Annotated in this window: 23 protein-coding genes and 1 pseudogene; 15 read left to right on the forward strand and 9 right to left on the reverse strand. The window is 60.3% G+C overall.

The window, feature by feature from the left end; all coding sequences use genetic code 11:
* The first annotated feature begins 47 nt into the window (after positions 1–47).
* The 8 genes from CKW35_RS21805 (at position 48) to CKW35_RS21835 (ending at position 11,675) form a co-directional block, all read left to right on the forward strand.
* Positions 48–8,936 (forward strand): DUF1983 domain-containing protein, encoded by an 8,889-nt coding sequence (locus tag CKW35_RS21805; protein ID WP_095116856.1) that lies wholly within the window; start codon positions 48–50, stop codon positions 8,934–8,936.
* On the forward strand, positions 8,933–9,313 hold the full coding sequence (locus tag CKW35_RS21810) for a hypothetical protein (RefSeq protein ID WP_095116858.1): 381 nt from the start codon (positions 8,933–8,935) through the stop codon (positions 9,311–9,313). The genes CKW35_RS21805 and CKW35_RS21810 overlap by 4 nt, the downstream gene beginning before the upstream one ends.
* A complete protein-coding gene (locus CKW35_RS28410; RefSeq protein WP_019750987.1) occupies positions 9,297–9,467 on the forward strand; it encodes a hypothetical protein in 171 nt (56 codons plus the stop codon). The genes CKW35_RS21810 and CKW35_RS28410 overlap by 17 nt, the downstream gene beginning before the upstream one ends.
* 62 nt (positions 9,468–9,529) lie before the next feature.
* Positions 9,530–9,748, forward strand: a complete 219-nt coding sequence (locus CKW35_RS21815; protein ID WP_016485727.1) for a hypothetical protein — start codon at positions 9,530–9,532, stop codon at positions 9,746–9,748.
* A gap of 61 nt (positions 9,749–9,809) precedes the next feature.
* The gene (locus CKW35_RS21820) at positions 9,810–10,241 is read left to right on the forward strand and encodes a lysozyme (protein ID WP_016485728.1); all 432 of its coding nucleotides are present in this window, start codon (positions 9,810–9,812) and stop codon (positions 10,239–10,241) included.
* A complete protein-coding gene (locus CKW35_RS21825) occupies positions 10,238–10,747 on the forward strand; it encodes a DUF2514 domain-containing protein (protein ID WP_080641005.1) in 510 nt (169 codons plus the stop codon). The genes CKW35_RS21820 and CKW35_RS21825 overlap by 4 nt, the downstream gene beginning before the upstream one ends.
* 96 nt (positions 10,748–10,843) lie before the next feature.
* Positions 10,844–11,128: a DUF6555 family protein gene (locus CKW35_RS21830; protein ID WP_016485731.1), complete on the forward strand. Its 285-nt coding sequence runs from the start codon at positions 10,844–10,846 to the stop codon at positions 11,126–11,128.
* A 133-nt stretch (positions 11,129–11,261) separates the two neighbouring features.
* Positions 11,262–11,675 carry a response regulator gene (locus CKW35_RS21835; protein WP_016485732.1) on the forward strand — a complete coding sequence of 138 codons (414 nt, stop codon included), beginning with the start codon at positions 11,262–11,264 and terminating at the stop codon, positions 11,673–11,675.
* Between the two features lie 20 nt (positions 11,676–11,695).
* Here CKW35_RS21835 and CKW35_RS21840 read toward each other — a convergent pair whose 3' ends face one another.
* The 5 genes from CKW35_RS21840 to CKW35_RS21860 all read right to left on the reverse strand — a co-directional run bounded on the left by CKW35_RS21840 (position 11,696) and on the right by CKW35_RS21860 (position 14,497).
* Complete coding sequence (locus tag CKW35_RS21840) at positions 11,696–12,106, reverse strand: low affinity iron permease family protein (protein WP_016485733.1); 411 nt, start codon at positions 12,104–12,106, stop codon at positions 11,696–11,698.
* Positions 12,107–12,240: 134 nt separating this feature from the next.
* Positions 12,241–12,741: a ferritin-like domain-containing protein gene (locus CKW35_RS21845; RefSeq protein ID WP_019471644.1), complete on the reverse strand. Its 501-nt coding sequence runs from the start codon at positions 12,739–12,741 to the stop codon at positions 12,241–12,243.
* 281 nt (positions 12,742–13,022) lie between these two features.
* On the reverse strand, positions 13,023–13,466 hold the full coding sequence (locus tag CKW35_RS21850; protein WP_016485735.1) for a DUF421 domain-containing protein: 444 nt from the start codon (positions 13,464–13,466) through the stop codon (positions 13,023–13,025).
* Positions 13,467–13,475: 9 nt separating this feature from the next.
* Positions 13,476–13,982 carry a hypothetical protein gene (locus CKW35_RS21855; RefSeq protein ID WP_095116859.1) on the reverse strand — a complete coding sequence of 169 codons (507 nt, stop codon included), beginning with the start codon at positions 13,980–13,982 and terminating at the stop codon, positions 13,476–13,478.
* A gap of 11 nt (positions 13,983–13,993) precedes the next feature.
* Positions 13,994–14,497 carry a CinA family protein gene (locus CKW35_RS21860; RefSeq protein ID WP_016485737.1) on the reverse strand — a complete coding sequence of 168 codons (504 nt, stop codon included), beginning with the start codon at positions 14,495–14,497 and terminating at the stop codon, positions 13,994–13,996.
* A gap of 181 nt (positions 14,498–14,678) precedes the next feature.
* On the opposite strand from CKW35_RS21860, the gene CKW35_RS21865 reads away from it, so the two are divergent.
* The 4 genes and pseudogenes from CKW35_RS21865 (at position 14,679) to CKW35_RS21880 (ending at position 15,878) form a co-directional block, all read left to right on the forward strand.
* Complete coding sequence (locus CKW35_RS21865) at positions 14,679–14,912, forward strand: PLDc N-terminal domain-containing protein (protein WP_016485738.1); 234 nt, start codon at positions 14,679–14,681, stop codon at positions 14,910–14,912.
* Between the two features lie 78 nt (positions 14,913–14,990).
* A pseudogene (locus CKW35_RS28655) lies at positions 14,991–15,214 on the forward strand (hypothetical protein).
* Positions 15,215–15,288: 74 nt separating this feature from the next.
* Positions 15,289–15,582, forward strand: a complete 294-nt coding sequence (locus tag CKW35_RS21875; RefSeq protein WP_016485739.1) for a hypothetical protein — start codon at positions 15,289–15,291, stop codon at positions 15,580–15,582.
* Positions 15,579–15,878: a hypothetical protein gene (locus CKW35_RS21880; RefSeq protein ID WP_016485740.1), complete on the forward strand. Its 300-nt coding sequence runs from the start codon at positions 15,579–15,581 to the stop codon at positions 15,876–15,878. Before CKW35_RS21875 ends, CKW35_RS21880 begins: the two co-directional genes overlap by 4 nt.
* Before the next feature lie 718 nt (positions 15,879–16,596).
* Here CKW35_RS21880 and CKW35_RS21885 read toward each other — a convergent pair.
* From CKW35_RS21885 to CKW35_RS21900, 4 genes are all read right to left on the reverse strand, one after another.
* The gene (locus CKW35_RS21885; RefSeq protein ID WP_095116861.1) at positions 16,597–19,122 is read right to left on the reverse strand and encodes a TonB-dependent siderophore receptor; all 2,526 of its coding nucleotides are present in this window, start codon (positions 19,120–19,122) and stop codon (positions 16,597–16,599) included.
* Positions 19,123–19,221: 99 nt separating this feature from the next.
* Positions 19,222–20,163: a FecR domain-containing protein gene (locus tag CKW35_RS21890; protein WP_060518366.1), complete on the reverse strand. Its 942-nt coding sequence runs from the start codon at positions 20,161–20,163 to the stop codon at positions 19,222–19,224.
* On the reverse strand, positions 20,160–20,687 hold the full coding sequence (locus CKW35_RS21895) for a sigma-70 family RNA polymerase sigma factor (RefSeq protein ID WP_019472810.1): 528 nt from the start codon (positions 20,685–20,687) through the stop codon (positions 20,160–20,162). The genes CKW35_RS21890 and CKW35_RS21895 overlap by 4 nt, the downstream gene beginning before the upstream one ends.
* Positions 20,688–20,760: 73 nt before the next feature.
* Positions 20,761–21,162: a GFA family protein gene (locus CKW35_RS21900; protein WP_082422023.1), complete on the reverse strand. Its 402-nt coding sequence runs from the start codon at positions 21,160–21,162 to the stop codon at positions 20,761–20,763.
* Between the two features lie 216 nt (positions 21,163–21,378).
* On the opposite strand from CKW35_RS21900, the gene CKW35_RS21905 reads away from it, so the two are divergent.
* The 3 genes from CKW35_RS21905 to CKW35_RS21915 all read left to right on the forward strand — a co-directional run bounded on the left by CKW35_RS21905 (position 21,379) and on the right by CKW35_RS21915 (position 23,262).
* Positions 21,379–21,906 carry a DUF3455 domain-containing protein gene (locus CKW35_RS21905; RefSeq protein ID WP_060518364.1) on the forward strand — a complete coding sequence of 176 codons (528 nt, stop codon included), beginning with the start codon at positions 21,379–21,381 and terminating at the stop codon, positions 21,904–21,906.
* Positions 21,907–22,015: 109 nt separating this feature from the next.
* Positions 22,016–22,558, forward strand: a complete 543-nt coding sequence (locus CKW35_RS21910) for a sigma-70 family RNA polymerase sigma factor (protein WP_095116862.1) — start codon at positions 22,016–22,018, stop codon at positions 22,556–22,558.
* Positions 22,555–23,262 (forward strand): anti-sigma factor domain-containing protein, encoded by a 708-nt coding sequence (locus CKW35_RS21915; RefSeq protein WP_095116864.1) that lies wholly within the window; start codon positions 22,555–22,557, stop codon positions 23,260–23,262. The genes CKW35_RS21910 and CKW35_RS21915 overlap by 4 nt, the downstream gene beginning before the upstream one ends.
* Positions 23,263–23,400: the final 138 nt, after the last annotated feature.

The raw sequence follows: 23,400 nt of genomic DNA on the forward strand, positions 1-23,400 counted from the left end.
AGTGAACAGACCGCCTCCGGGCGGTTTTTTATTGCCCGGAGGAAAGCATGGGCCTAGCAGATCACGTTGATATCACTGGCGCCAAGGGCGGCAGCAGCAAACCGAAATCGCCGGTTGAGGCTCCGGATAGCCTCCAGTCGACCAACATCGGCAAAATTCTGATTGCTGTTGGGGAGGGGGAGTTCGATGAGGAGCCGACGGATCGCGATATCTACCTCGATAACACCCCGATCATGGATGCCAACGGCAGCGTGAATTTTCCTGGGGTGCGGTGGGAGTGGCGCTCGGGCTCGATCGAGCAGGACTACATCCAGGGTATCCCTGCGATCGAGAACGAGACCACCGTTAATGTGGAACTGCGCAGCGACAACCCATTTGCCCGAGCCCTGAGCAACATCCAGCTCTCGGCCGTGCGCGTGCGAATGGCCTGGCCGCGCCTGGCGCAGCAGGACAGCAGTGGCAATACCAATGGCTACCGCATTGAGTACGCCATCGATATCGCCACCGATGGTGGCGCCTACGTCGAGGCGCATCTGGGGGCGGTGGACGGCAAGACCACCAACGGCTATCAGCGCTCGGTGCGCGTGAACCTGCCCAAAGCAACCTCCGGATGGATGCTGCGCGTGCGCCGTATCACTCCGAATGCCAACAGCGGCACCGTGGCCGACACGATGACCATCGCTGGCTACACCGAGATCATCGACCAGAAACTGCGATACCCAAACACTGCGTTGCTGTACATCGAGTTTGACGCCCAGCAGTTCCAGAACATCCCTGCGGTAACCGTGAAGTGCAAGGCCAAGCGCTGGCCGGTGCCGACCAACTACGATCCCGTTGCGCGCACCTATGCCGGCGTATGGGACGGCACCTTCAAGCAGGCCTGGACCAACAACCCGGCGTTTGTGACCTACGGTCTGTGCGTCGAGGACCGTTTTGGCTTGGGCAAGCGCATCAAGTCGTGGATGGTCGATAAGTGGGAGATGTACCGCATCGCCCAGTACTGCGATCAGCAGGTGCCGAATGGTCAGGGCGGTCAGGAGCCGCGTTTCCTGTGCGACATGAACCTTCAGGGCCGCGCCGAAGCCTGGACCTTGCTGCGCGACCTCTCCGCGATTTACCGGGGCATGGTGTACTGGGCTCACGGCTCTCTGTACATGCAGGCAGACATGCCGCGCGCCCAGGATATCGACTACGTGTTCACCCGGGCCAACGTCATCGACGGTGAGTTCGTTTACGGCGGTGCCGAGCGTAACACGCACTACAGCCGGGCTCTGGTCAGCTACGACAACCCGGCCAACAACTATGACACCGATGTTATCCCGGTCACCGACAACGCTCTCCAGCGCCGGTACCGGGACCGTCCGGTGGAGATTTCAGCCATCGGCTGCACCCGTGCATCCGAGGCACAGCGACGCGGCAAGTGGGCGCTGCTGAGTAACAGCCAGGACCGCACCGTCACTTTCAAGACCGGCATGGAAGGGCGCATTCCGCTGCCTGGTTACGTCATTCCCGTCGCAGACGAACTGGTTGCCGGCCGTCCAAACGGCGGTCGGATTTCGGCGGCTGCCGGCCGCGTTGTGACCCTGGACCGTGACACGCCGATCAAGGCTGGCGACCGGCTGATCTTGAACCTGCCGAACGGTACCGCCCAGGCACGCACGGTGCAGTCGGTGGCCGGCCGCGCGGTGACGGTAACCACCGCGTATGGCGTGCAGCCTGAGCCGGAACTGCAGTGGGCAATCGATTACCACGACCTGGCGGTGCAGCTGTTCCGGGTGCTGAAGACAACGCGCACCCAAGAGGGCGAGTACGAGATCACCGCGCTCGAGTTCAACCCTAGCAAGTTCGCTGCGATCGACACCGGCGCCAAGTTGGACGAGCGCCCGATCAGCGTTATCCCGGTGACCACTGTGCAGCCCCCCGCAAGCGTGACCTTGTCTTCCGCCCACATGATCGACCAGGGTATTGCGGTCAGCACGATGACCATCGCCTGGCCGGCGGTGGAGGGCGCTGTCGCCTATGACGTGGAGTGGCGCAAGGACAACGGCAACTGGGGTCGCCTGCAGCGCACCGGCGCAACATCGGTGGACGTGGTCGGCATTTACGCGGGTGCCTACCTTGCACGCGTACGCGCTGTGAGCTCGTTCGACATTACGTCGATCTGGAAAAGCTCGACCCTCACTCAGCTGAATGGCAAGGAAGGCCTGCCGCCGGCTGTTTCCTTCCTGGATACGGAAAGCCTGCTGTTCGGCATCGGCATCAAGTGGGGCTTCCCTGCTGGCTCCAGCGACACCCAGCGTACCGAGCTGTGGTACAACGAAGGTACTGACTTGGACAAGGCCACCAAGCTGGCAGACCTGGCCTACCCGCAGAACGAGTACGTGATGCAGGGCTTGCGCGCGGGCCAACAGTTCTACTTCTGGGCTCGCCTGGTCGATCGTTCCAATAACCTTGGCCCATTCTTCCCGGTAGCCCCGGCAGTGGTTGCCGGAATGGCCAGCGCAGATGCTGGCGCGATCCTCGAGCAGATCAAGGATCAGATCACCGAAAGCGAACTGGGGAAGGAACTGCTCAGCCGTATTGATCTGATCGACAAGAATGGCCCCGGGTCGGTGAACGAGCGTGTGGACGAGGCGCGTAATAAGCTGAGTGAGCAGGTTTCCGAGGTCAATAACGCGGTCGAGACGGTCAAATCGTCGGTATTGACGGCTCGTGATGAATTGCAACAGCAGCTTGCGGCAGTTGATCAGGAAGTCGATGCGGCCCGGTCCGAGCTGCAGCAGCAGATCAATACCGTGTCCGCGTTGGCCGGCTCGTTGCCGTACAACAAAGACAAGACCTACACCCTGAATCAGGGCGTACTGGGCGCCGACGGCAAGCTGTATCAGGCATTGAAAGCGGTGCCGAAGAACAACCCGCCGCCGAATGCGACCTACTGGACCGATGTTGGCCAAGCCATCGTGACGGCTGCCGGCACCGCCGCGCGCGTGGGCAAGGTCGAAACGGACGTTTCTACCCTCAACGGTACGAGCACGGCGCAAGCCTCCAAGATTGAGGGCCTGCAGTCTGGTTTGACTACCACCAATGGCAACGTGACGGCCGCCCAGCAGGCCGCGCAGGCGGCCGCCACGGCAGCCGGCGCCAAAGGTGAGGTGATCTATGGCACAACGGCGCCGGCGGCCGATAAGCGCTTGGCGCAAAACCTGTGGATCGACACCACCGGCAATGCGAATACGCCGAAGCGCTGGAACGGCAGCACCTGGGTGGCGGTTACGGACAAGGTGGCCACCGATGCCGCTGCGGCCGCCGCCAATGCCCTGGCTGTGGCACAGACCAAGGCGGATGCCCAGGCCGTTCAGAGCGTGACCACCCGGGTAACCGATGTGGAAGGCGCTGTGAGTGCGCAGGGGCAGGCCATGACCGGCCTGCAATCCAGCCTCACCACGACGAAGCAGGATGTGACGGCCGCCCAGCAAGCCGCGCAGGCAGCCGCTACAGCGGCCGGCGCCAAAGGGGAAGTGATCTATGGCGCTACGGCGCCGGCCGCTGACAAGCGCCTGACGCAAAACTTGTGGATCGACACCACGGGCAATGCCAACACGCCGAAGCGCTGGAACGGCAGCACCTGGGTGGCGGTGAGCGACAAGGTGGCCACCGATGCCGCCGCCGCTGCCGCCGCCGCCAATGCGCTGGCCGCGACCAAAGCCGACGCGTCGGCGGTCAATCTGCTGACCAACCGCGTCAGCAATGCCGAGGGTGTGCTGACCAGCTACAGCAGCGATATCACCCAGCTCAAGAACAGCCTGAGTGCCGCGCAGTCGTTCGTGGCCGGCAAGGCTTGGGAATTCACCGGTTCGACGCGGGGTTGGTTCGGTACCCTCAGCGGTTCGACCTTTGTTGCCGGCCCACTGTTCGCCACGTCCGGCAACTGCCCTAACCTGCAGTGCAACTTCACCCCGACGTTCCCGGGCGCCGAGGACCCTTTCCTGCGCATCCGGCTGCGTCGACGCAACACGGCCCGCGCTGGCGCGCAGATGTACTGGGCGAACGAAGATGGCGGGTTGGCCGAAGCCCGGCGCATGCCCTGGACGATCAATACCACCACGACCGACTGGCAGGATATCGAGATTGACCTGTCTGGCCACGCCGGCTGGAACGGCAAGAACATTCTGGCGATTCGTCTGGACATGATGAGTGCGTCGGATACCACGGGCGAAATCGACATTGCCTATATCGCGGTGGGGCGTCGTTCGATTGCGGCCTCGGCGGAAGCAGTATCCAACCTGAGCAGTGCTGTCAGTGACGCCGATGGCAAGCTGGTCACGCAGGGCCAGTCGATCGTCAGCTTGCAGAACGGTCTGACCACGACCAATCAGGGCGTTACTGCTGCCCAGCAAGCCGCGCAGGCGGCTGCGACGGCGGCGGGGGCGAAAGGCGAGGTCATCTATGGATCGACCGCACCTGCAACTGATAAGCGCCTGGCGCAAAACCTGTGGATCGACACCACCGGCAACGCCAATACGCCGAAACGCTGGAGCGGTAGCGCCTGGGTCGCAGTGAACGACAAGGTTGCCACCGATGCAGCTGCAGCAGCCCAATCGGCGCTGACCGAGGTGGCCAAGAAGGCCGATGCGTCGACGGTGCAAAACCTGTCCAACACGGTCGCGCAGCATGGCCAGGACATTACCGCCCAAGGTCAGGCGATGACGGCGATTGACGCCGCGATCGCTGAGGTGGGTGGGGAAAACCTGCTGTACAACCCAACGTTCAATCGTGCCAGCGCGGCCGATGCCAATGTGCCTGACGGCTGGTTCTTGGAGGGCGCCGCGACCAAGAACCCGAGCATGGTGGCTTCCTGGTTGAATTCGGGGGAACAGGCGTTTCGGGTCGCAGTCACTGGCGTGACCAACGCAAGCCCCTATCTGTCGCTGGTGACCCATACCAGCCAGCGGCCAAAGGTTGCGGGCGGGCAGACGGTCACTTCGTCGGTTTACGCCCGACGCATGGCGAATTCGGGGTTGCTGGCCCTGCGGCTGATTCACCAGTGGTACGACGAAGCCGGCGCAGTTATTTCGGCCCCGGCCAACGGCTTTGTGCCTATTGCGGTCGAAGGAGGGCGGGTAGCGTTCACCTCTATCGCCCCAGCGGGTGCTGTTCGCGTCAACGTCTATTTCCGCATTCATGGCCAAACTGCAGCGGCTGCAAACGGCACGGTCGAGCTGGCCAGGCCGCAAGCTGAGTACGGTTCCCGTGCAACGGGTTGGCGGGATAATGGCCAGGTCACTGCAGGCGAGGTCGCGGCGAACGTCTCGGCCACCAATCTGCTGAGCGGCCGGGTTAGCCAGACAGAGCAGGGGCTGGTGTCTCAGGGGCAGTCGATCGTCTCGCTTGAAGGTGGGTTGACCACCACCAAGCAGAACGTAACAGCCGCGCAGCAGGCCGCCCAGGCGGCTGCGACGGCCGCCGGCGCCAAGGGTGAAGTCATCTATGGATCGACCGCACCTGCAGCCGACAAGCGCCTGGCGCAAAACCTGTGGATCGACACCACGGGCAATGCCAACACGCCGAAGCGCTGGAACGGCAGCACCTGGGTGGCAGTGAGCGACAAGGTGGCCACGGACGCTGCTGCAGCTGCAGCCAATGCTCTGTCGGTGGCACAGACGAAGGCCGATGCGCAGACCGTCAGCGCGTTGACCAACGAGGTGTCCCGGCAAGGCGCAGACATTTCCGCCAACGGCTCGGCCATCGTGGATATCAACACGTCGATCGCACAGGTTGGCGGTGAAAACCTACTGTACAACCCATCGTTCGATATACCTTCGGCGGCTAACCCCAACCTAGCCGAGGGCTGGGGATGGCGTAAAAGCAATGCTGTGGTAGTGACCCCCACGCTTCGGAACTCAGACCTTGGCGCTGAAGGTAAATGTCAGCGGCTGGACGTGACAGGCCTGGTCGCTGGGACAGGTGACCAATATGTTGATTTTGTAGCGGCCACAGGCTCGCCTGACCGGCGTCCGCCGGTTTACGAAGGTGTCGTCGGTACGGCCTCAATTTTTGCCCGTGGCAATACTGGGCTGATGCTGCAAATTTTCATGCAGTACAAGGATGCCAGCGGCGCCACTTTGGCCACCCACGGGCCTGTCAACGTGGGGCTTACGCCGACGTACAGCCGCATCGTGCTCACCGGCCTGGCTGCGCCGGCCAACTCGGTGCGGGTCGATATCCTCTTTCGTATTCGTTCGGCTCCCGGGTCCAGTCTTACCGGTGGTTTTGTCGATCTGGATAAAGCCCAGTACGAGCACAGCCCTGTAGTAACCGGATGGCGCGATAACGGGAAAACGAACGCTGCGGCTGCAGACGCTAACGCCTCGGCCACCAGCGCGCTGGCCGGTCGTGTCGGGACAGTTGAGAATGGAGTTATCTCGACTTCCAGTCAGCTTACCCAGTTGGAAAACAGTATCGGGGATGTTGGCGGGGAAAACCTGTTCTATAACCCGACGTTCTCCCGACCCGCTGCGGTTTCGTCGCAGGTAGTGGATGGCTGGGAAATGGAAGGCGCCGCGTCATCGGTGGAATCGGTTGTAACTTCCTGGCTCAACTCCGGGGAAAAGGCCATTCGCACTGTGCTCAGCGGTGTGACAAGCGGCAGTCCGTACAAATCTGTGCGTACACCTGGTCCACGACGTATCAAGGTCGCGTCAGGGCAGTCTGTCACGGCTTCGTGCTATGCGCGCCGAAGTGGCGACAACCCTTTGTTCTTGCGCATCTGGATCCAGTGGACCAACGATGCAGGCACAGTCCTTTCTGCAGTGTCCTCAAGCAACCTAAGCATGTCGGTTGCCGGCGACCGGTTTACCTATACAGCCGTTGCGCCGGCTAATGCTACGCAGGCCATTGTGTACTTCCGTATTCACGGCACTACCTCAACGGCAGTAAGTGGCACGGTTGAGCTTGCGCGGCCCCAGGCTGAGTACGGCACCCGTGCTACCGGTTGGCGTGACAATGGTCAGCTTAACGCAGCTGATAACAGCGCTACGTCGGCAGCAGTCGAGAGTTTGACGTCGGCCGTCAACCAGCAGGGCGGCACCCTGAGCAGCGTGGCTGGGAGGACCACAAGCTTAGAAAACAGCCTCACCACCACCAACCAGAACGTTACAACGGCGCAGCAGGCCGCCCAGGCGGCGGCTACAGCGGCGGGCTCCAAGGGGGAGGTGATTTACGGCGCTACTGCCCCGGCAGCGGACAAGCGACTTGCGCAAAACCTGTGGATCGACACCACGGGCAACGCCAACACGCCTAAACGATGGAACGGTAGTACTTGGGTCGCAGTGAGCGACAAGGTGGCCGCCGATGCGGCCGCAGCCGCAGCCAGCGCACTCAGCCAGGTTGCGACAAAGGCCGAGGCGGCGGCGCTGCAAACCCTGGCTAACCGCGTGACCGCCGCCGAGGGCGTCAACACCAGTCAATCCAACAGCCTGATCGATCTGAGCAACAGTGTGGGAGCCATCCAGAGCGGTTTGGGTGCGTCGGGCCTTGATCCGGCGCCGGGTGGGTATTGGCAGTTCGATACAGGCACGGAAGGGTGGGTGGCTGGCAATGCAAGCGTTTCGGCCTCAGGTGGTGCACTGCGGCTGACGCCGACGACCTCCGACCCTCAACTGCTGAGCAGCACGGGAACGCTGACCCTGACCATTCCGGGTGCGCAATACACCAAGGTGCGGGTGGGTTTGACCCGCCGTGGTGGTTCCGCATCTGCCTGGACGGGAACCCTTTACTACTCGACGCCGAGTCATGGCATTTCGAGCAGCTACAGGGCGTCGGCGCCGAACCCGAATATTGCTGTGGGCCAGTCTGCAGTGGTTGAGTGGGACATGACCAACTTGGCTGCTGGCGGTACCGACTGGGTAGATAACACCATCCGCCAACTGAGGTTCAACTTCGCGAACGCATTGGATGCTGTTTGGGATATTGATTGGATCGCTGTCGGCCGGGTTGGGCCTTCCGCATCCAGCCGGGCCTTGGAATCGCTGTCCTCGACGGTGACCCAGCAGGGCGAAAAAATCACCGCAGAGGCAATACGTACTGATGGGCTGTACACCGCCGTAGGCGACGCCAACGCGGCGATTCAGAACGAAGCCAAAGCCCGGGTTGATGCGGTCGGTGCAGTCAGTAAGCAGGTTCAGGACACACAGGCATCGCTGGGCACTACGAACGCTGCTGTGAAGCAGGTTGCGACCGCTCAGGCCGACATGAAAGGGATGCTGAACGCCCAATACACCCTGCGGGTGCAGGTTAATAACCAGTACGGTGTTCATCATTTCGCAGGATTTGGCATCGGAATCAACGAACAAAACGGCGTTGTTCAGTCCGCTTTTGCTGTCTATTCCGACCAGTTCATTTTGCTGAATGCGAATGGCGGTGGGCTCTCGTCACCGTTCTCTGTCGTTGGTGGTCAGACATTTATTGCTGACGCGTACATTCGGAGCGCCAGTATTGGCAACGCGAAGATCGCAGACGGTGCCATCACGGCCGCCAAGATCGGGGTGGCCGAAATTGACACGCTGCGCATCCGTGGCAACGCCGTCACGGTGCCGGTATCGGCTAATAACCCCGGGAATGTGCTCGGCGTCGGTGTAGGTCAGTGGCAAAACCTGATCGCCATCGGCGTGCAAATGGACGAGGGTGGATTCATCACTGCCCAGTACAGCTGTTATCAAGGGTTTGGCAGCGGTATCCGTAAATACATGTTCCAGATGGATATCAACGGCTTGGTGATCGCTCAAGGTGGCGGCGACTGGGCGGATGGTTTCCCCAACCTGATGGGATCGATCGGTGTGGGTCCGGGTTACTTCGTCATCACGGTGAAGTGGTGGGGGGAGAACTCGGGGGTAGGCGTTCAGAACCACACCCTTTACGCAATGGGAACCAAACGATGAGCAGCATTGAGCACTATGTAGCCTATGAGACTGACGGACGGATTGTGTTTGCCGTCAGCTGCCCGCCCGAGCACGGCAAGAAGATCATCAGGCTAAACACCGATCGCCCCTACATCCAGGTGGCCACCCCGGCACGTCCGGCCGAGCACTTTGTGTTGGGCCAGATGCTCAAGGAGCGCCCCCAGATGGGGGCGGTTCTCCAAGGGCACTGGTTGAAGGGGGTCCACGAAGGTGCCGCCGTCGACATCGAGAACGAAACCTACATCGCTGACGGCAGTGACATCGAGCTGGAATTCTCGGCGCCGGGTACCTACCACGTCACGGTCAGCCTTTGGCCCTACCGCGATCAGGAGTTCACCTTTGAAAATTCAGCATAAGTGCGACCACACCAAGCGCCGTGCGGCCGAGTATCCGCCGGTGGAGGAACAACTGGACATGCTGTGGCATGCCATGAATCAAGGGCATATGCCCAAGGCAGAGCCGTTTTTCTCGACCCTGCAGCAGATCAAGCAGCAATACCCCAAGGCTTGAACCCAAGCCAACTACCCAATGCCTGCCATCGAGCAGGCTTCTTTTTGTCTGGAGATTGACCCATGCCTTTCGTAGCCATCAACGCAACCAACCTGTACGACGCCGCCAACCTGATTCCGTACGCCACCCAGGAGCAGGCCGACACCCGCGCCCGGGAAATCCTGCAGCAGTTCCCTGCCGCCCAGGTGCTGGTGGCCAAGGTGCTCAGCGAGTACCGGGCCACCGTGACCGTAACTGTTCAGGATCCGGCTGAGCCGGAGGCTGAAGCTCCTGCCGCCTGACATAGCTGACCCCTGCCAAGCCCGCCAAGTGCGGGTTTTTTTTTGCCTGGAGAAAACCCAAATGCGAACATCGCAACGCGGCTTGAGCCTCATCAAGTCGTTCGAGGGCCTGCGCCTGCAGGCCTATCAGGATTCAGTAGGTGTCTGGACCATTGGCTACGGTGCTACCCGCGGCGTGAAGGCCGGCATGAAGATCAGCAAGGAGCAGGCCGAGCGCATGCTGCTGAACGACGTACAGCGCTTCGAGCCAGAAGTGCAGCGCTTGATCACTGTTCCGCTGAGCCAAAACCAGTGGGACGCCCTGATGAGCTTCACCTACAACCTGGGTGCGGCGAATCTCGAATCGTCCACGCTCCGCCAGTTGCTGAATGCTGGCAACTACGCATCTGCTGCAGAGCAGTTCCCGCGCTGGAACAAGGCTGGCGGGCAGGTGCTGGCCGGCCTGGTCCACCGGCGGGCCGCTGAGCGAGATCTGTTCCTGGGGGCAGCGTGAACGGCTGGGTGCTCTCTGGAGTGTTAGCGCTGTTGCTGGTGACCCACTGGGCGGCGTACGAACACGGTCGATCGGTTGAACTTGCCCAGGCTGACCAGAAATCAGCGAAACGGGACAGCGGCGACCGACTCGCCGAAGTGATTGGCGAGCGCGCGGCGCGTCTGGAAGAACACCGCAGCACAGATGCGCAACAAGAGGCGAGGGTAAAAGGCTATGAAGAAAGAAAGGTTGCTGATGCTGGCGCTGCTGACGCCGATGCTGCTGGCCAGCGGTTGCGCCACGAAGCCGGAAAGCTCGCTTCCACCGTCAGTTGCTCCGGCACGGATACCGCCGCTATCGCCCGAGGCCAGGCAGCCACCCGCGCCGCCATGGTGCTCTCCGAGCTGCTCTCACGGGCTGATGAACGAGCGGGAGAGTTGGCGCGGGCTTTTGACCGGGCACGAATAGCAGGCCAGCAGTGCGAGCGAGAGTACGACTCGTTGGTAAGGCGGGCACCGCGATCATAGCTCTGCTTGGAGGGGCGTGACCATGCGGTAAAAAAGAAGTGAATTTTTCGCCCGCTTTGTAGCTCCATTGACGGTGATTCTATGGAGGAGAGTCCAATGGCAGAGCACAAACTTTACATAATTGAGTATGAGCTTCACGGTGATTACCGGACGTTCATCATCCGGCAGGAGCGAATGGACAACGTTGAGGCTTGGCATTGGGCGAGTTGCGATGCCGGAGTTGGCGTAATTCCCAGGTTCGGTCAGCACAACATCAAGAAGGTCAGTCGCCCAATGGCTGAGCGCTATGGGATATCCAAGGTGCGGTGGCGCCCTAGTGGGCAAGGCCCTGAGTTTGTGGCGCCTGCGATTGATATGAAGAGGTTTTCCGCCGCTCCTTGAAGTCCGCAGCCCTGAGAGGGTTTGCCAGGGCGGCATCCGCCCTGGTGCTCCCAATTGATGTGGCCAAATGCCGCCATCGACCGATGATTCTGAACCTGAAACACTCAGAGCTTCGTCGTAGCTGGAGAACCAGATGAAAGTCGACACTGATGGGCTGTCATTGTCAGGACTGACTGTATTAGTTGTCGAAGATGATGAGATTCTTCGAACATTGCTGGTAGCAATCTTGGCTGAGATGGAGGCCACGTGTGTGGGGTTCGGCAATGCCGACGACGCCCTTATTCATCTCCTTGCATCTCAGGGTTCCTGCTCTCTGATGATCGTCGACCACCATATTCCTGGTTGCATCAAGGGAATGGAGTTTATCTCCATGGCTCATGAAAAATGGCCAAGGGTCCCAGCGATTTTGACCTCCGGTTCTCCTTTGGACGTGTCGACTATCACACCACCCATCAGCTATCTTTTTAAGCCTTGGTCCATCGAGGAGCTTGTTATGACTATTAACCGGGCGCTAGCGTACGAGACGCGTGCCGGCTCTGCCGACTAAGCTCCGTCATAGTTATTAACCTATCGCGGATGGCCGTCTCTCGGCCGGTCCTCCGAGGTTGCGAGCGGAGATGGCTCTTGCTCGCATTCACTTCCCATGGCTTGATATTCCTTTCGAAGTTCGTGAATTTGTCGATTGTCTAGCGCCTCTAGGTCCAGTACTGACCTTTCAGCGGACTTGGTTGCTCTTATGAGCTCGTCAAGCTTAACGTGAATGATGTCATTATCCCGGTTCTGCGTATTTTGAATGAGGAACACCATTAAAAAGGTAATGATCGTAGTTGAGGTATTGATGATCAGCTGCCAGGTGTCGTTGTAGTGGAACCACGGCCCTGAAGCGGCCCAGAGGATGATGAGGCAAACGGCGATTAGAAATGTCCGCGGTCGGCCAGAGTTATTCGCCAGCCATTGGCAGAACTGTGCAAATTTCATAACGTAGCTCCAAGCAGGCTCAGTGCGTATGACCTCTGCGATTCTTGGAAATCTTTTCTTACACCTTGATGAGACGACGATTGGTCATGCGTGTTGAAAGCTAGCCCTGCGAGTTCACGCAGGGCAGCCCTGTTTTACTTCTCTAGAGTGGCCGCTTGGTTACCACCTTCTTCGGCAATCGCCGAAAGCTTTTCGTCTGCAGCTTTTTCTTCGGCAAGCGTATCGACAAGTAGGTCAACAGCTTCCTTGATTCCTAGATGCTTTGCCATAGCGATCAGCGTGCCATAAGCTGCAATCTCATAGTGCTCCACCTTCTGACTGGCGCCAATCAGCGCAGCATCCAGAACTGGGCCCTTTTCAATCTCGTCCAATAGTTCTTTGCCCTCCTCGAGCAAGCCCTCCATTGCGACGCACTTCATCCGCTTGAGCTTCAATCCTGCCTTTTCGACTAATTGGTCGATGCGTTCGATCTGCCCGTGGGTCTCTTCGAGATGGGAAGTGAAGGCCTCAGCAAGCAGCGGATTGGTGGCAGCGCGAGCCAACCTTGGCAACGCTTTGGTGATTTGTTTCTCGGCGCTGTAGACATCAGAGAGCTCATGGATGAACAGGTCTTCAACAGTCTTACGTGCAGGCATGTCTTATCTCCTTGTATCAACGGGCTTCAATGTGGGCGCTGACGGGAACACCCGATTTATTGGAGAGCAGCGTCTGGAAAAAGTGCGGATCATTTCTGCCATCCATACAACCTTCTAGTGCGCCCATGATCCCCAAGTAAGGTCAGATAGGGGACGACCTAGCGCGGATCGGGGTTGCGAGAACGCCTGGATGGGGTGATAACCCTGTCTAAAAACTGCCGTAAACTTCTCTCTGTTACCGGACCAAAGTTGCCGTGACGGGCTGCTATCAGAAACTGATGTCAGTTTCGGGGAATAATCGAGATCTTGCCGTTTCGCTCGACGATAGCAAATTTGATCTGCTCGACGCTTTCGATGCCTTGGCTGTCCCTGGCTGACTCAAGGATATCGTCCTCTGTTAGCCTTGCCTGGCGCATGCGCTGGTGTAGAAAGCGTCCCTGTTCCACCACCAATGTGGCATGACCGTCGAGCAGGCGTGCCAATGGTCTGGAATTAAGCTTGGCCAACGACAGACCGACATCCAGCACAATCAGCGTAGCAATCACCAAGATAGCGTTGGTAAAGGAAAAGTCTTCCCCGAGCAACGCCTGCTGAGTTGCTTCGCCAATGATCAGTAGCAGCACGAAGTCGAATGTGGTTAGGTCGGCCAGCGAGCGCCTGCCAGCCACACGAAAAAGCAACATCAGCGCAACATACATACCTGCCGCACGAAGGATGGAATCCATATCACGCTCCTAGGGGTACAGGAAGGTTGTAAAACTTACAGCGCTGGCCGGGTCTGCCCTGACAATGCCTTCACGGATGCCAACATACTCGCTGCGCAGGGTCAGGTAGAGTGTGGCGATACCGTCTTTGCTGGTTCCAAGTTCCAGCAGAAGCGCCTCTCCATGGGACCGCGACGTCTGCGGCTGGGGCTGCATGGTTTCGATGCTGGCGCTCTGCAGCAATGTTCCGCCCAGCATCAGTACCACCTGCTCCCCCGGGGCGCCGCGAACTGTGATTCGCAAATTATCGATGCTGCCAGTACGGCTGAGCCGCTGATAGTCGACCTCTATACGGCCGTCGGTACTCAGGGCCTGGGCGTCACTGAGCGGACCGTTGCCAAACATCCCGGCCAGCGCAAGCATCACGAGCAGCACCAGCGTGTACCATCCAACCCGTTCAAAGCGCCATACACGGTGCTGCATGGGCATGTCTTCATCGACCGGATGGTGCCTTGAGATCAGCTCGTCTTCGTTCATGGCCTTTGCCCTCAGGCGCGCTCACCACGCAGCCAGCACTGATGGTAGTGCGCTATATGTGACAACCCAAACAGTGCTCCTTGTCGGATGACATCTGCGCGGTGACCGAAAAAATGCTGGGTCCGGGTGAAGACGGCAATCGGCTCGCCGGCAAATGCCCAAGCAAAGCAGACAGTGCCAGGAATAATGCCGTCTTGCGGCTCCGGCCCTGTGACACCGGTGCTAGCGATGGCGACCGTGGCGTCGCTGTCTTTCAATGCACCCACTGCCATTTCCCAGGCCACTGCCTCGCTGGTGAGTCCGAAGCGGTCAATTGTTTGTGAGCTAATGCCCAGCAGTCGTCTTTTGGCGCTGGGCGAATAAACGACGTAACCGCTTTCAAGTACTTCGCCGGTGCCCGGAACTTCCGCCAGCAGTGAGACCATGGCGCCAGCAGTACATGATTCGGCGGTTGTCAGGACCAGCGTGTGGATCCTCAGGTAGTCAAGCGCCTCGAATACTAGGTCTTTAGGCATAGTGGGTCATCCGAGTGCTGTTTTGCGATGGACTTGTTGCAGCCGAAGTTGGTTCAGTGTGCGTGGCGTCCATTCATCTGCGCCGGACCAAGCTGGCTGAACTTTGAACGGCCCTGAGGCTTCCCTGTTATACAAGGCCACGGGTTTTCGTGGTCTGTCCACTTGTATATGAGAGGCGGTTATGACCGAGCCTGTGACGTATTTCTGGATCGCCGTTGCGGTGATCATTCTGCTTGTCGATTTGTGGGCCATCGTCAGTGTCTTTCGGAGTGACAAGACCGAGTCGACCAAAGCGATGTGGGCACTGCTACTGCTAGCACTGCCTATCGTCGGCCTAGCTATCTGGGGCATCATGGGGCCACGCGGCATCAAGCGGGGGACGGGGCCATCTTCCCCAGAGCACAGTAAGGGCTGATGCCGAGCGTTTGGATTGACCAAGCTCTAATTCCGCGAAGGAGGCTACTATTTGTAGAGAAACTAGTCGGGTATGGTTATGGACAAGCGTACTTTTGTAGGAATGGTTCAGGCCGGCGAGTCACTGATTCAGCAGGCGGTGGACGCATTCCGTGCCTACCACGAGGCCAAGATCGTGGCGAACCAGCTGAAGAGGTCGAGCGCCTGCACTTGCTTGCCGAGTCACTGTTCCAGGCGGTGTCCGACTACCAGCTTCGCGTCATAGCCAAGGCCCGGGGCACGGATCTGCCGCCTCTTCATTGATCCGCCCATCGGCAGTTGCTCGGCGCCAGGAATGGCCTATACGATACTGTATCTCTATACAGTGTCGGAATCCCATGTATTTCCTCCTCGTTCGCCGCCGCGTAAATGGCGTGGCCATCCCTGCTGATCAGCTCAGAAGGGTCCAGCCTTTGCGCGCCGACGTCCACATCGGTGACCACCACAGCGAGCCGCTGGGCCGGGTATCGACCCAGGCATGGGTGTTCAATCCAACGCCCGGGCCCGATATCATCCCGCGCCTGCACGACGCCAGGGTTAACGGGATGGCCCAGCTCGGCATCAACATCAACGGGCTTGAGGAAGTTGACGGCGTTCTGTACGCCCAGTCCTGGTGGTGCAGAGCAGAATGATGGCTGGATTACCACAGGCCTGGGTGGTGGAACTTGATGACCAGACTGCCCTGGTAACTGACCCTGATGGGCGAGCGGCTGTGCTCAGTGAAATGGCCTATGCTGCGCGCCGGCGCCGGGACATCGACGATGACACTCTGGTCGACATGCTCGAGCTTGCCGAGGCGGCCAGGATGTGGGCGCTGATGGAGCACGAGGAAGCCTGGGCGTTGGGCTTGTTTGACGACTATCCGCAGGATCATCCCGGCGGCGCACAGCTGGTACAGGGCAGTGGCAAGCCCTTCCCCGGTGAGTAGCTTTACAAAGGAAGTAGCCGATCAGGTGTCTTGCGGTCCCTGTTTCCAGCCAAGAGAAACACCGGCAATGCCATACCGGAGTGCCACCCTTCTCATGTCCAAAAAAAAGCCACTTATGTGGCTATCCCATCAAACTTGCTTAATTTTTGCTACAGCAAATATTCGGCATGCCTACAGGCCCCGTAAACACTGGGCATTCCAAATTTATCGACACGATCCATCATAGGTGCAACGCTGAAGCGGCGTGACGGCTCAGGGCGCGTGGTTGTTGGGCTAGAGCCTGTATTAGCGGTCATATCGTTCAACGTTTTCGGTACCGAATGCTGGATTTTAGGGCGTAGCAGCAAATTGCAGGGGCGGCATTAGCAAATGCTGGCAACAAAAAGGATCTGCGTTTGCCCGGGGTGTCGGCTAGTTTACCAAGAGAGCTTGGTATCCGTCTGGAAACAGGCCGAGTGTTCCGTCTGAGGCCCAATACACGCGTGTAGACGTTAGCTATATGTGTCGGAACCGTCGCCGTGTCCCGATTTGTCTCCGCTGACAATGATGTTGTCCTTGCGCTAGGGCGCATCAAGCGGGCAGGCCAAGGCGCACGACCTCGGCACTGCCTACCGACCCGCCGCCGATACCCAGTTCGTCCGGCGCCAGCAGCGCTGGCTAGATAGACCCTGTCCCCGGCGTGGTGGCGCCGGGGCTTCGTGAGGTGCCAGGCAATTCCCTAGAAGCTGTACTTCACATTGACCATCAGGTTACGCGGCGCCCCCCAGAAAACCGTCCCGTAGTTGCCAATGCCACTGTAGTAGTGCTTGTCGAACAGGTTGTTGACGTTAAGGGTTGCCTTCAGATTGCGGGTAAAGTCATAGCCACCCACCAACCCCACCAGCGCATAGGACTTCTGTTCAAATTTGGCAGCCGGGTCGTCGATCGCGTACCAGTCCTCATCGCTTGGCTTGAAGAAGGTCGCACTCTGCCAATACGCATTGCCGCCCACGGTGAACTTGTGCCAATCGCCCTGCAGGCGGTAGTTGGTCGCCAGCTTGAGCAGATGCTGCGGTTGGTTGGTTGCCACGCGCTGGTCATCAGCATCGTGGGATTCGGCGAAGGTGTAGCCCGCCATCACTTGCAGGTCCTTCATCAGCTCGCCGTTTACTTCCAGCTCGACGCCGCGGGTGGTGACGCCTTGCGCCGCCCGGTAGGCGCTGCCGCCACTTGGCGTGGTGCCGCCGGTGAGCACAGCGAAGTTGTCCTGCTTCAGCTCGAACAGGGCCAGGCTGGCATTCAGGCGGTTTTCGAAGTAGGCGCCTTTGATACCGATTTCATAGCTTGCACCGGTAAGTGGGTCGATAGGCTTGCCGTCCGCGCCGAGGCTATACGCTTGGGGTTTGAACACGTCGGTGTAGCTGGCATACACGGTGTGGTACCGGTCCAGGTCGTAGGTGACGCCAGCGTAAGGCACGATTTCGCTGGAGTTGGTGGCGCTGGCCGGGAGGCGGCGACCGATGGCGTTGATCGTGTCGATGTCCCATTTGTAGTCGACGATCCGTGCCCCCAGGATAACGGCCAGCGCGTCGGTAGGTTTCAGGATGGTTGCCGCAAAGCCCACCTTCTGCCGCGCCTCGATATCGAAGGTGGACCACCATTCGAAGTTGGTTGGGGTATCGCCGTAGCCGTCCCACTGGAATACATCGTCGATGACGCCATTGGTCACACCATCATCACGCTTGGAGGTTGATTTGGTGTGGGCGATGCTGTAGCCGAACACGGCTTCATGCACGCGTCCACCCAGCGAGAACGGGCCGCGAGCATACAGGTCCAGGCCTTTTTCCTTACTGGTGGTGTTGAATTTGCTCGCGGTGCCGTTGTTGTTCACGGCGCCGGTTTCGGGGTCGATGTTGCCGCCGACAAAGCCATGAGAAATGCTGCCGTCTGCCTGAATGGCCTCGCTGCTGATGCCCGAGATCAGCTCGCGCGAGCGGTAATCACGGCTGCTGAGTACGCCCTTGAGTACCCAGTCGTTATCGAAGGTGTGGGCAAGTTCTGCAAAGGCGCGCTGGGTTTCCTGATTGCGCCAGGTCCAGCGGTCGGCGGCGTTGGTATCACGGTCGAACTTGACCGTACGGCCATCGAGAAAGAACGCGGGCAGTGCGCCGGTGGTGCTGCCGTTGTCGTAGTTTTTCTGCACGTCGTAGCCAAGCGTGAACAAGGTGTTCTCGCTGAGGTCGGCTTCCAGCACGCCATAGAAGGTGTTCTGCTCGCCGGTCAGGTACTCGACGTAACTGTGCCGGGATTGGGTGCCAGCGACCATGCGGCCACGGACATTACCGTTGTCGGTCAGCGGGCCGGCAAGGTCGAAGTCGGCCTGGTATTTGTCCCAGGACCCGGCGCCTGCGCCGATACGGCCCTGCAGTGCGGCAGTGGGGCGCTTGCGCACCAGGTTGATGACCCCAGAGGGGTTGCCGGCGCCGTTGACCAGGCCGGTTGCGCCCTTCAGTACTTCGACCCGGTCATAGACCAGGCTGTTGCCGATGCTGTAGTTGTCGCGCAATGAGCCGCCGTCGGAGGACAGGCTGGGCACGCCATCGAACTGGTAGTTATCCAGCTTGAAACCGCGCGAGTAGAAGGTAAAGGCTTCGGAGCTTTCCTGGTTGACCGTGACACCGGGCGTTTGCTTCAGCACTTCGGAAACACTTTGCAGGTTCTGGTCGTCCATCTGTTGGCGGGTGACCACGCTGATCGACTGCGGGGTTTTGCGCAGGCTCAGGTTCAGGCGTGTGGCGGCGGCCGTTTCGCCGGTGGTGTAGGAGCCGCTTCCCTCGGTGGTCAGGCCCAAACCTTCACCCGTGATGCTGGTTGCGCCCAGTTGCAGTGCCGAACCAGCATCAACCTGGCTCACCAGCACATAGTCGTTGCCCACCCGCTGGGCCTGCAGCCCACTACCGGCCAGCAGTAGGGCAAACCCCTGTTCGATATTGAAGCGGCCGTGCAGCCCGCTGCTCTGCCGACCCTGGGTCAGCGCCGCATCGAACGACAGCAGCACCCCGGCCTCGCGGGCGAAGCGGTTCAAAGTCGTCATCAACGGCCCTGGGGCGATATCGTAGACGCGGCTGGCCTGTTGCGCTTGGGCCTGGGCGCTCGTCGACAGCAGCGGGGCCAGCAGCCCGGTATGCAGTGCGATGGCGCTGCCAAGCAGCAGGGACGTGAGGTGTTTTCGGCGCGGGTATGGGCAGCTTGTTGTTATAGGCATGACAGCTCCTTCAAATGCCTGTTTGGGCGGTTTGCAGGAGAGCTCGAACGAGAGAGGCCAATCCGACAATGCGGCTGATAATATTTTCACCCGTCGCCATTACGTGGCAGGCATCAGCCTGACCCAGTAGCGCGTCCAGGTGCTGATCTTCAGTTGTAGCGCCTCGGCGATCGCCACCAGGGCGCGGTCGGTGTCGTCCAGTGGATACACCCCAGCCAGGCGCAGCCCGGCCACGTCGTCACTGCAACTCAGCACGCCGGGGCGGTAGCGCTGCAGTTCGGCCAAGGCGCGGCGCAGCGGCCAGCCGTCGAGCACCAGCTGCCCCTCGCGCCACGCGGTGCGAGCCAGGTCGGCTGGGCGTGGCTCGGGCAGCGGGCCGTTGTCGAAGGCCAGGGCCATCCCTGCGTCAACCCGCACCTCGCGGGCGCTCGCAGCGTTGCGCACCGCAACGGCGTGTTCGATAACGGACAGCTCGGTGCAGTCGGCACGCAGGCGCACGGTGAAATCAGTGCCCAGGGCACGCATCTCGCCATGCACCGTGCGCACGCGCAGCGGACGCGGGTCGCTGGCAGTGCGTATGGCGATTTCTCCCTCGACCAGGACGATCAGGCGTTGCTCTGTGCTATAGCGGATATCGACGACAGAGGCGGTATTGAGCGTCAGCCGCGTGCCGTCCTGCAGGGTCAGGCTGCGGCGTTCGCCGGTCGCCGTACGCACATCGGCCAACCAGACAGGGGCGTTGCGGTAGCCCGTCCAGGCTACCCCAGCCAGCCCCATACCCAGCACCAGCGTCTTGAGCACCGTACGCCGTCCCGTCCCGATCTGGCCTGCGGCAAGGGTGTGCCTTGCCAGCGGGCCATGCACGCCGGCCAGGCCTGCCTGCAACTGCTCCAGGCGCCCCCAGGCCCAACCGTGCAAGGGTGACTGCTCGAGCCAGGCTTGCCACTGTGCCCGGTTTTGCGGGCAGTCAGGTGCGGCGAGAAAGCGCGCATGCCAGTGTGCCGCTTCGCGCAGGGCCTGGCGCTGGTCGGAGGGGCTCACAGTTGCGCATCGAAAGCGAACAGCAGGCAACGTTCGGTGGCCTTGGCCATGTACTTCGTCACCGAGCTGACAGACACACCGAGGCGCTGTGCGACCTCTGGGTAGGTCAGGCCATCCAGTTGCACGTACAGGAAGGTATCGCGCACTTTCTGGCCCAGCCCGTCGAGCATGGCGTTCAATTGCATCAAGGTTTCCAGCATCAGCAGGCGTTGCTCGGGCGAGCACTCTTCGAGTACCGGCTGGCTGCCGAGGAACTCCAGGTAGGCTTGCTCAAGGTTGCGTCGGCGCAGCTGGTCGATCATCACCCGCCGCGCCACGGTGGCCAGAAAGCTGCGAGGCTCTGCCAACGGCTGGCGTAGCGCGCTGCTGATCAGACGCAGAAAGGTGTCCTGGGTAATATCGGCCGCCCGGTCTGCATTACCCAGGCGCCGGCGAATCCAGCCTTGCAGCCATTGGCTGTGGTCGCGGTACAGGGCATGCATCTCATCATGCCGGGCTGATGCGGGCGGCTGCGGGTAGGGCACCTGGATCTTCCTGATTATAAAGTGCGGATAAGAATTGATCGCAATTATAGGGCTATCAGGATGCTTTGCAATGTCAGTGATTTTGAGGAGCTGAGCTGCAGGGCCCGTACCAAGGGGCAGCAGAATCAACGTGCAGGTGTTGCTGCTTCTTGGGCAGGAATGGCGTATCAAGCGTGCCCAGGGCTATCGAAACCCAGTCGGCAAACTCACCTTCGGAGCGTGACCAGAACAAGGTCGAGCCGCACTCTACGCAAAATTCCCGCATCACCCTCGGCGAAGACGCATAGGTCTTGATACTGGTGGCGCCACGAAGGATACGCAGCATGCTGCGCGGAACACTGCCGTATGAAGCGAATGCTGCCCCGTGCCCTTTGCGGCATTGGCTGCAATGGCAGTGGCTCACAGCTTTTGGCGGGGTAAGCAGCAGGTAACTGACCGCTGCGCACAAGCAGCTTCCTTGGTATGCCTCTTTCACTGGCGCTTCCGTGCAGGTGGAAAACGCCAGCGTAACCGCCCCGGCGAGATCAGTCGACCGTGGCACGCCTGCACACCTGCTTCGGTGTCCGCACGGTATCGATAACGAGCATGCAAAATTATTTTTCAGCCGGTGCATCCAGAACGGCACCCGATGGGTAGTTCTTATCAGGCAGTCGATGATTGCCTGACCCCAGACCCTTACGGAGTTCGCCCCATGATCATCAAGCCCGCTTTCTCCCTGCTCGCTGCCTGCCTCGTACTTGCATCTGGCGCCGCCCATGCCCAGTCGGGCGTCCCGGACGCAATCAAGGTTCCCGACGGCCACGCCATCATGCTGGAAACCGTCGGTGTCGGTGAGATCACCTACGAATGCCGCGACAAGGCCAGTGCGCCAGGCCAGATGGAGTGGGTTTTCGTCGGCCCCAAGGCGGTCCTGAGCGATCGTAGCGGCAAGCCTGTGGGTGACTATTTTGGTCCTCCGGCCACCTGGCAGGCCAAGGACGGTTCGAAAGTGACCGGTACCCAGCTTGCCGTAGCCCCGGCCGCCAAAGGGGACATTCCGTATCAACTGGTCAAGGCCAACCCTGCCGAGGGCAAGGGTGCAATGCAAGGGGTCAGTTACATCCAGCGCCTGGCGACGCGCGGGGGAGTAGCGCCTTCGATGGACTGCACAGCGCAGAGCAAAGGGGCGCAGCAGGTCGTCAAGTACCAGGCGGACTACGTGTTCTGGTCAGCCAAATGACCAGGGCTTGAGCAGCACACCAGCGATTGATCATCTACGCTGCTGGAGGTGCCCCAAGCTGGTAAGCCAGGGCACCGTCCAGGTTTCATGACGAAGGAACGACCCCATTTTGAATTCGCCTGTGCTTCCCTTTGATTTCGAGGGCTGTCTTGCTGCTTGTGCTCAAGGAGACCGCCACGCCTTGCAGGCGCTCTATGAGCAGGAGGGGGCCCGTTTACTGGGTGTGGCGCGGCGCATTGCCCGCGACCAGGCGAGCGCGGAGGATATCGTTCACGATGCCTTTGTCCGTATCTGGACACATGCAGCCAGCTATGACCCCTCGCGCGGGTCTGCCCGGGGCTGGGTCTACAGCATCACCCGTCACCTGGCGCTGAACTGCGTGCGAGACAGTCGCTGGGAAACCGAGCTGGACGAGCCTGGCATGATCGCAACTGCAAGCCCGGAATTGGACGACCTGCAACTGTGGTCAGGCTCGGCGAAAATCTATCGCTGCCTTGAGCGACTGCAACCCGCTCCCCGGCGCTGCATCCTGCACGCGTATGTGGACGGTTGCAGCAATGCCGAAATCGCAACCCTGCTGGGGGCGCCGCTGGGCACTGTGAAGGCATGGATCAAGCGAAGCCTGAAGGCCCTGCGAGAGTGCATGACATGAAGCCGACCCCTGGTGATGACAGCGCCGAGCAGCTGGACGACCTTGCAGCCGAGTACGTACTGGGCACCTTGAGCGGCGAACAGCGTGCTGCCATGCAGGTGCGGTTGGCGTCGGAGCCGGCCGTACGTGCTGCAGTGGATGCATGGGAGGCCCGCCTGCTCGAACTGGCTACGCGGGTTGAGCCCGTCACGCCAAGCCGCCGCCTGTGGGGCCGAATCGAGCGAAGCCTGGCGCAGGTCAACCCGCCCAGGCGCCAACGGCCTGCCGGTTGGCAGCGACTTGGACTGTGGCAGGGGCTGAGCGCTGCGGGGCTTGCGGCGAGCTTGCTGCTGGCCTTTGCGCTATTGACCAAGTCGCCACCTGTGACCACCTACATGGTGGTGCTGGTAGCGCCGTCGGGCCAGGCCCCGGGGTGGGTCGTGCAAGCCAACGATGCGAGCATGATCGAACTGATCCCGCTTGGCCTGGACGATGTGCCCGAAGGCATGACCTTGCAGTTCTGGACCAAGGGCGAGCAGTGGCGCGCACCTGTTTCGTTGGGGCTGGTCAAACCTGGCGAGCAGTACCGCGTGCCGTTGAGGCGTTTGCCTGAGCTTGAGCCCAACCAGTTGTTCGAGCTGACCCTTGAGAAGGCGGGGGGCTCACCCACGGGTGCACCAACGGGCCCAGTGAAGTTCATTGGCCGCGCGGTGAAGGTAATATGAGCCAGACAGGGCACAGGTGATACGCAGTGGCTTGGCCGACCGATGATTCCAGGTTTAAAGTCAACTCAAGGTCGCTAGCATTTTCCAAGTGGGCTACGAGGATAGGTGAACTGGCGAAGATCAGCGGGCGCGCTGATC

Source organism: Pseudomonas sp. Irchel 3F3, from assembly GCF_900187545.1.
GTDB lineage: Bacteria > Pseudomonadota > Gammaproteobacteria > Pseudomonadales > Pseudomonadaceae > Aquipseudomonas > Aquipseudomonas fortuita.

What these genes read in the sequence shown, in the direction of transcription:
- CKW35_RS21885 (WP_095116861.1), bottom strand. Translation starts at nt 19,122, where the DNA reads ATGCCTATAACAACAAGCTGCCCATACCCGCGCCGAAAACACCTCACG.
- CKW35_RS21810 (WP_095116858.1), top strand. Translation starts at nt 8,933, where the DNA reads ATGAGCAGCATTGAGCACTATGTAGCCTATGAGACTGACGGACGGATT.
- CKW35_RS21815 (WP_016485727.1), top strand. Translation starts at nt 9,530, where the DNA reads ATGCCTTTCGTAGCCATCAACGCAACCAACCTGTACGACGCCGCCAAC.
- CKW35_RS21880 (WP_016485740.1), top strand. Translation starts at nt 15,579, where the DNA reads ATGATGGCTGGATTACCACAGGCCTGGGTGGTGGAACTTGATGACCAG.
- CKW35_RS21855 (WP_095116859.1), bottom strand. Translation starts at nt 13,982, where the DNA reads ATGAACGAAGACGAGCTGATCTCAAGGCACCATCCGGTCGATGAAGAC.
- CKW35_RS21830 (WP_016485731.1), top strand. Translation starts at nt 10,844, where the DNA reads ATGGCAGAGCACAAACTTTACATAATTGAGTATGAGCTTCACGGTGAT.
- CKW35_RS21805 (WP_095116856.1), top strand. Translation starts at nt 48, where the DNA reads ATGGGCCTAGCAGATCACGTTGATATCACTGGCGCCAAGGGCGGCAGC.
- CKW35_RS21845 (WP_019471644.1), bottom strand. Translation starts at nt 12,741, where the DNA reads ATGCCTGCACGTAAGACTGTTGAAGACCTGTTCATCCATGAGCTCTCT.
- CKW35_RS21875 (WP_016485739.1), top strand. Translation starts at nt 15,289, where the DNA reads ATGTATTTCCTCCTCGTTCGCCGCCGCGTAAATGGCGTGGCCATCCCT.
- CKW35_RS21840 (WP_016485733.1), bottom strand. Translation starts at nt 12,106, where the DNA reads ATGAAATTTGCACAGTTCTGCCAATGGCTGGCGAATAACTCTGGCCGA.
- CKW35_RS21905 (WP_060518364.1), top strand. Translation starts at nt 21,379, where the DNA reads ATGATCATCAAGCCCGCTTTCTCCCTGCTCGCTGCCTGCCTCGTACTT.
- CKW35_RS21835 (WP_016485732.1), top strand. Translation starts at nt 11,262, where the DNA reads ATGAAAGTCGACACTGATGGGCTGTCATTGTCAGGACTGACTGTATTA.
- CKW35_RS21865 (WP_016485738.1), top strand. Translation starts at nt 14,679, where the DNA reads ATGACCGAGCCTGTGACGTATTTCTGGATCGCCGTTGCGGTGATCATT.
- CKW35_RS21915 (WP_095116864.1), top strand. Translation starts at nt 22,555, where the DNA reads ATGAAGCCGACCCCTGGTGATGACAGCGCCGAGCAGCTGGACGACCTT.
- CKW35_RS21850 (WP_016485735.1), bottom strand. Translation starts at nt 13,466, where the DNA reads ATGGATTCCATCCTTCGTGCGGCAGGTATGTATGTTGCGCTGATGTTG.
- CKW35_RS21860 (WP_016485737.1), bottom strand. Translation starts at nt 14,497, where the DNA reads ATGCCTAAAGACCTAGTATTCGAGGCGCTTGACTACCTGAGGATCCAC.
- CKW35_RS21820 (WP_016485728.1), top strand. Translation starts at nt 9,810, where the DNA reads ATGCGAACATCGCAACGCGGCTTGAGCCTCATCAAGTCGTTCGAGGGC.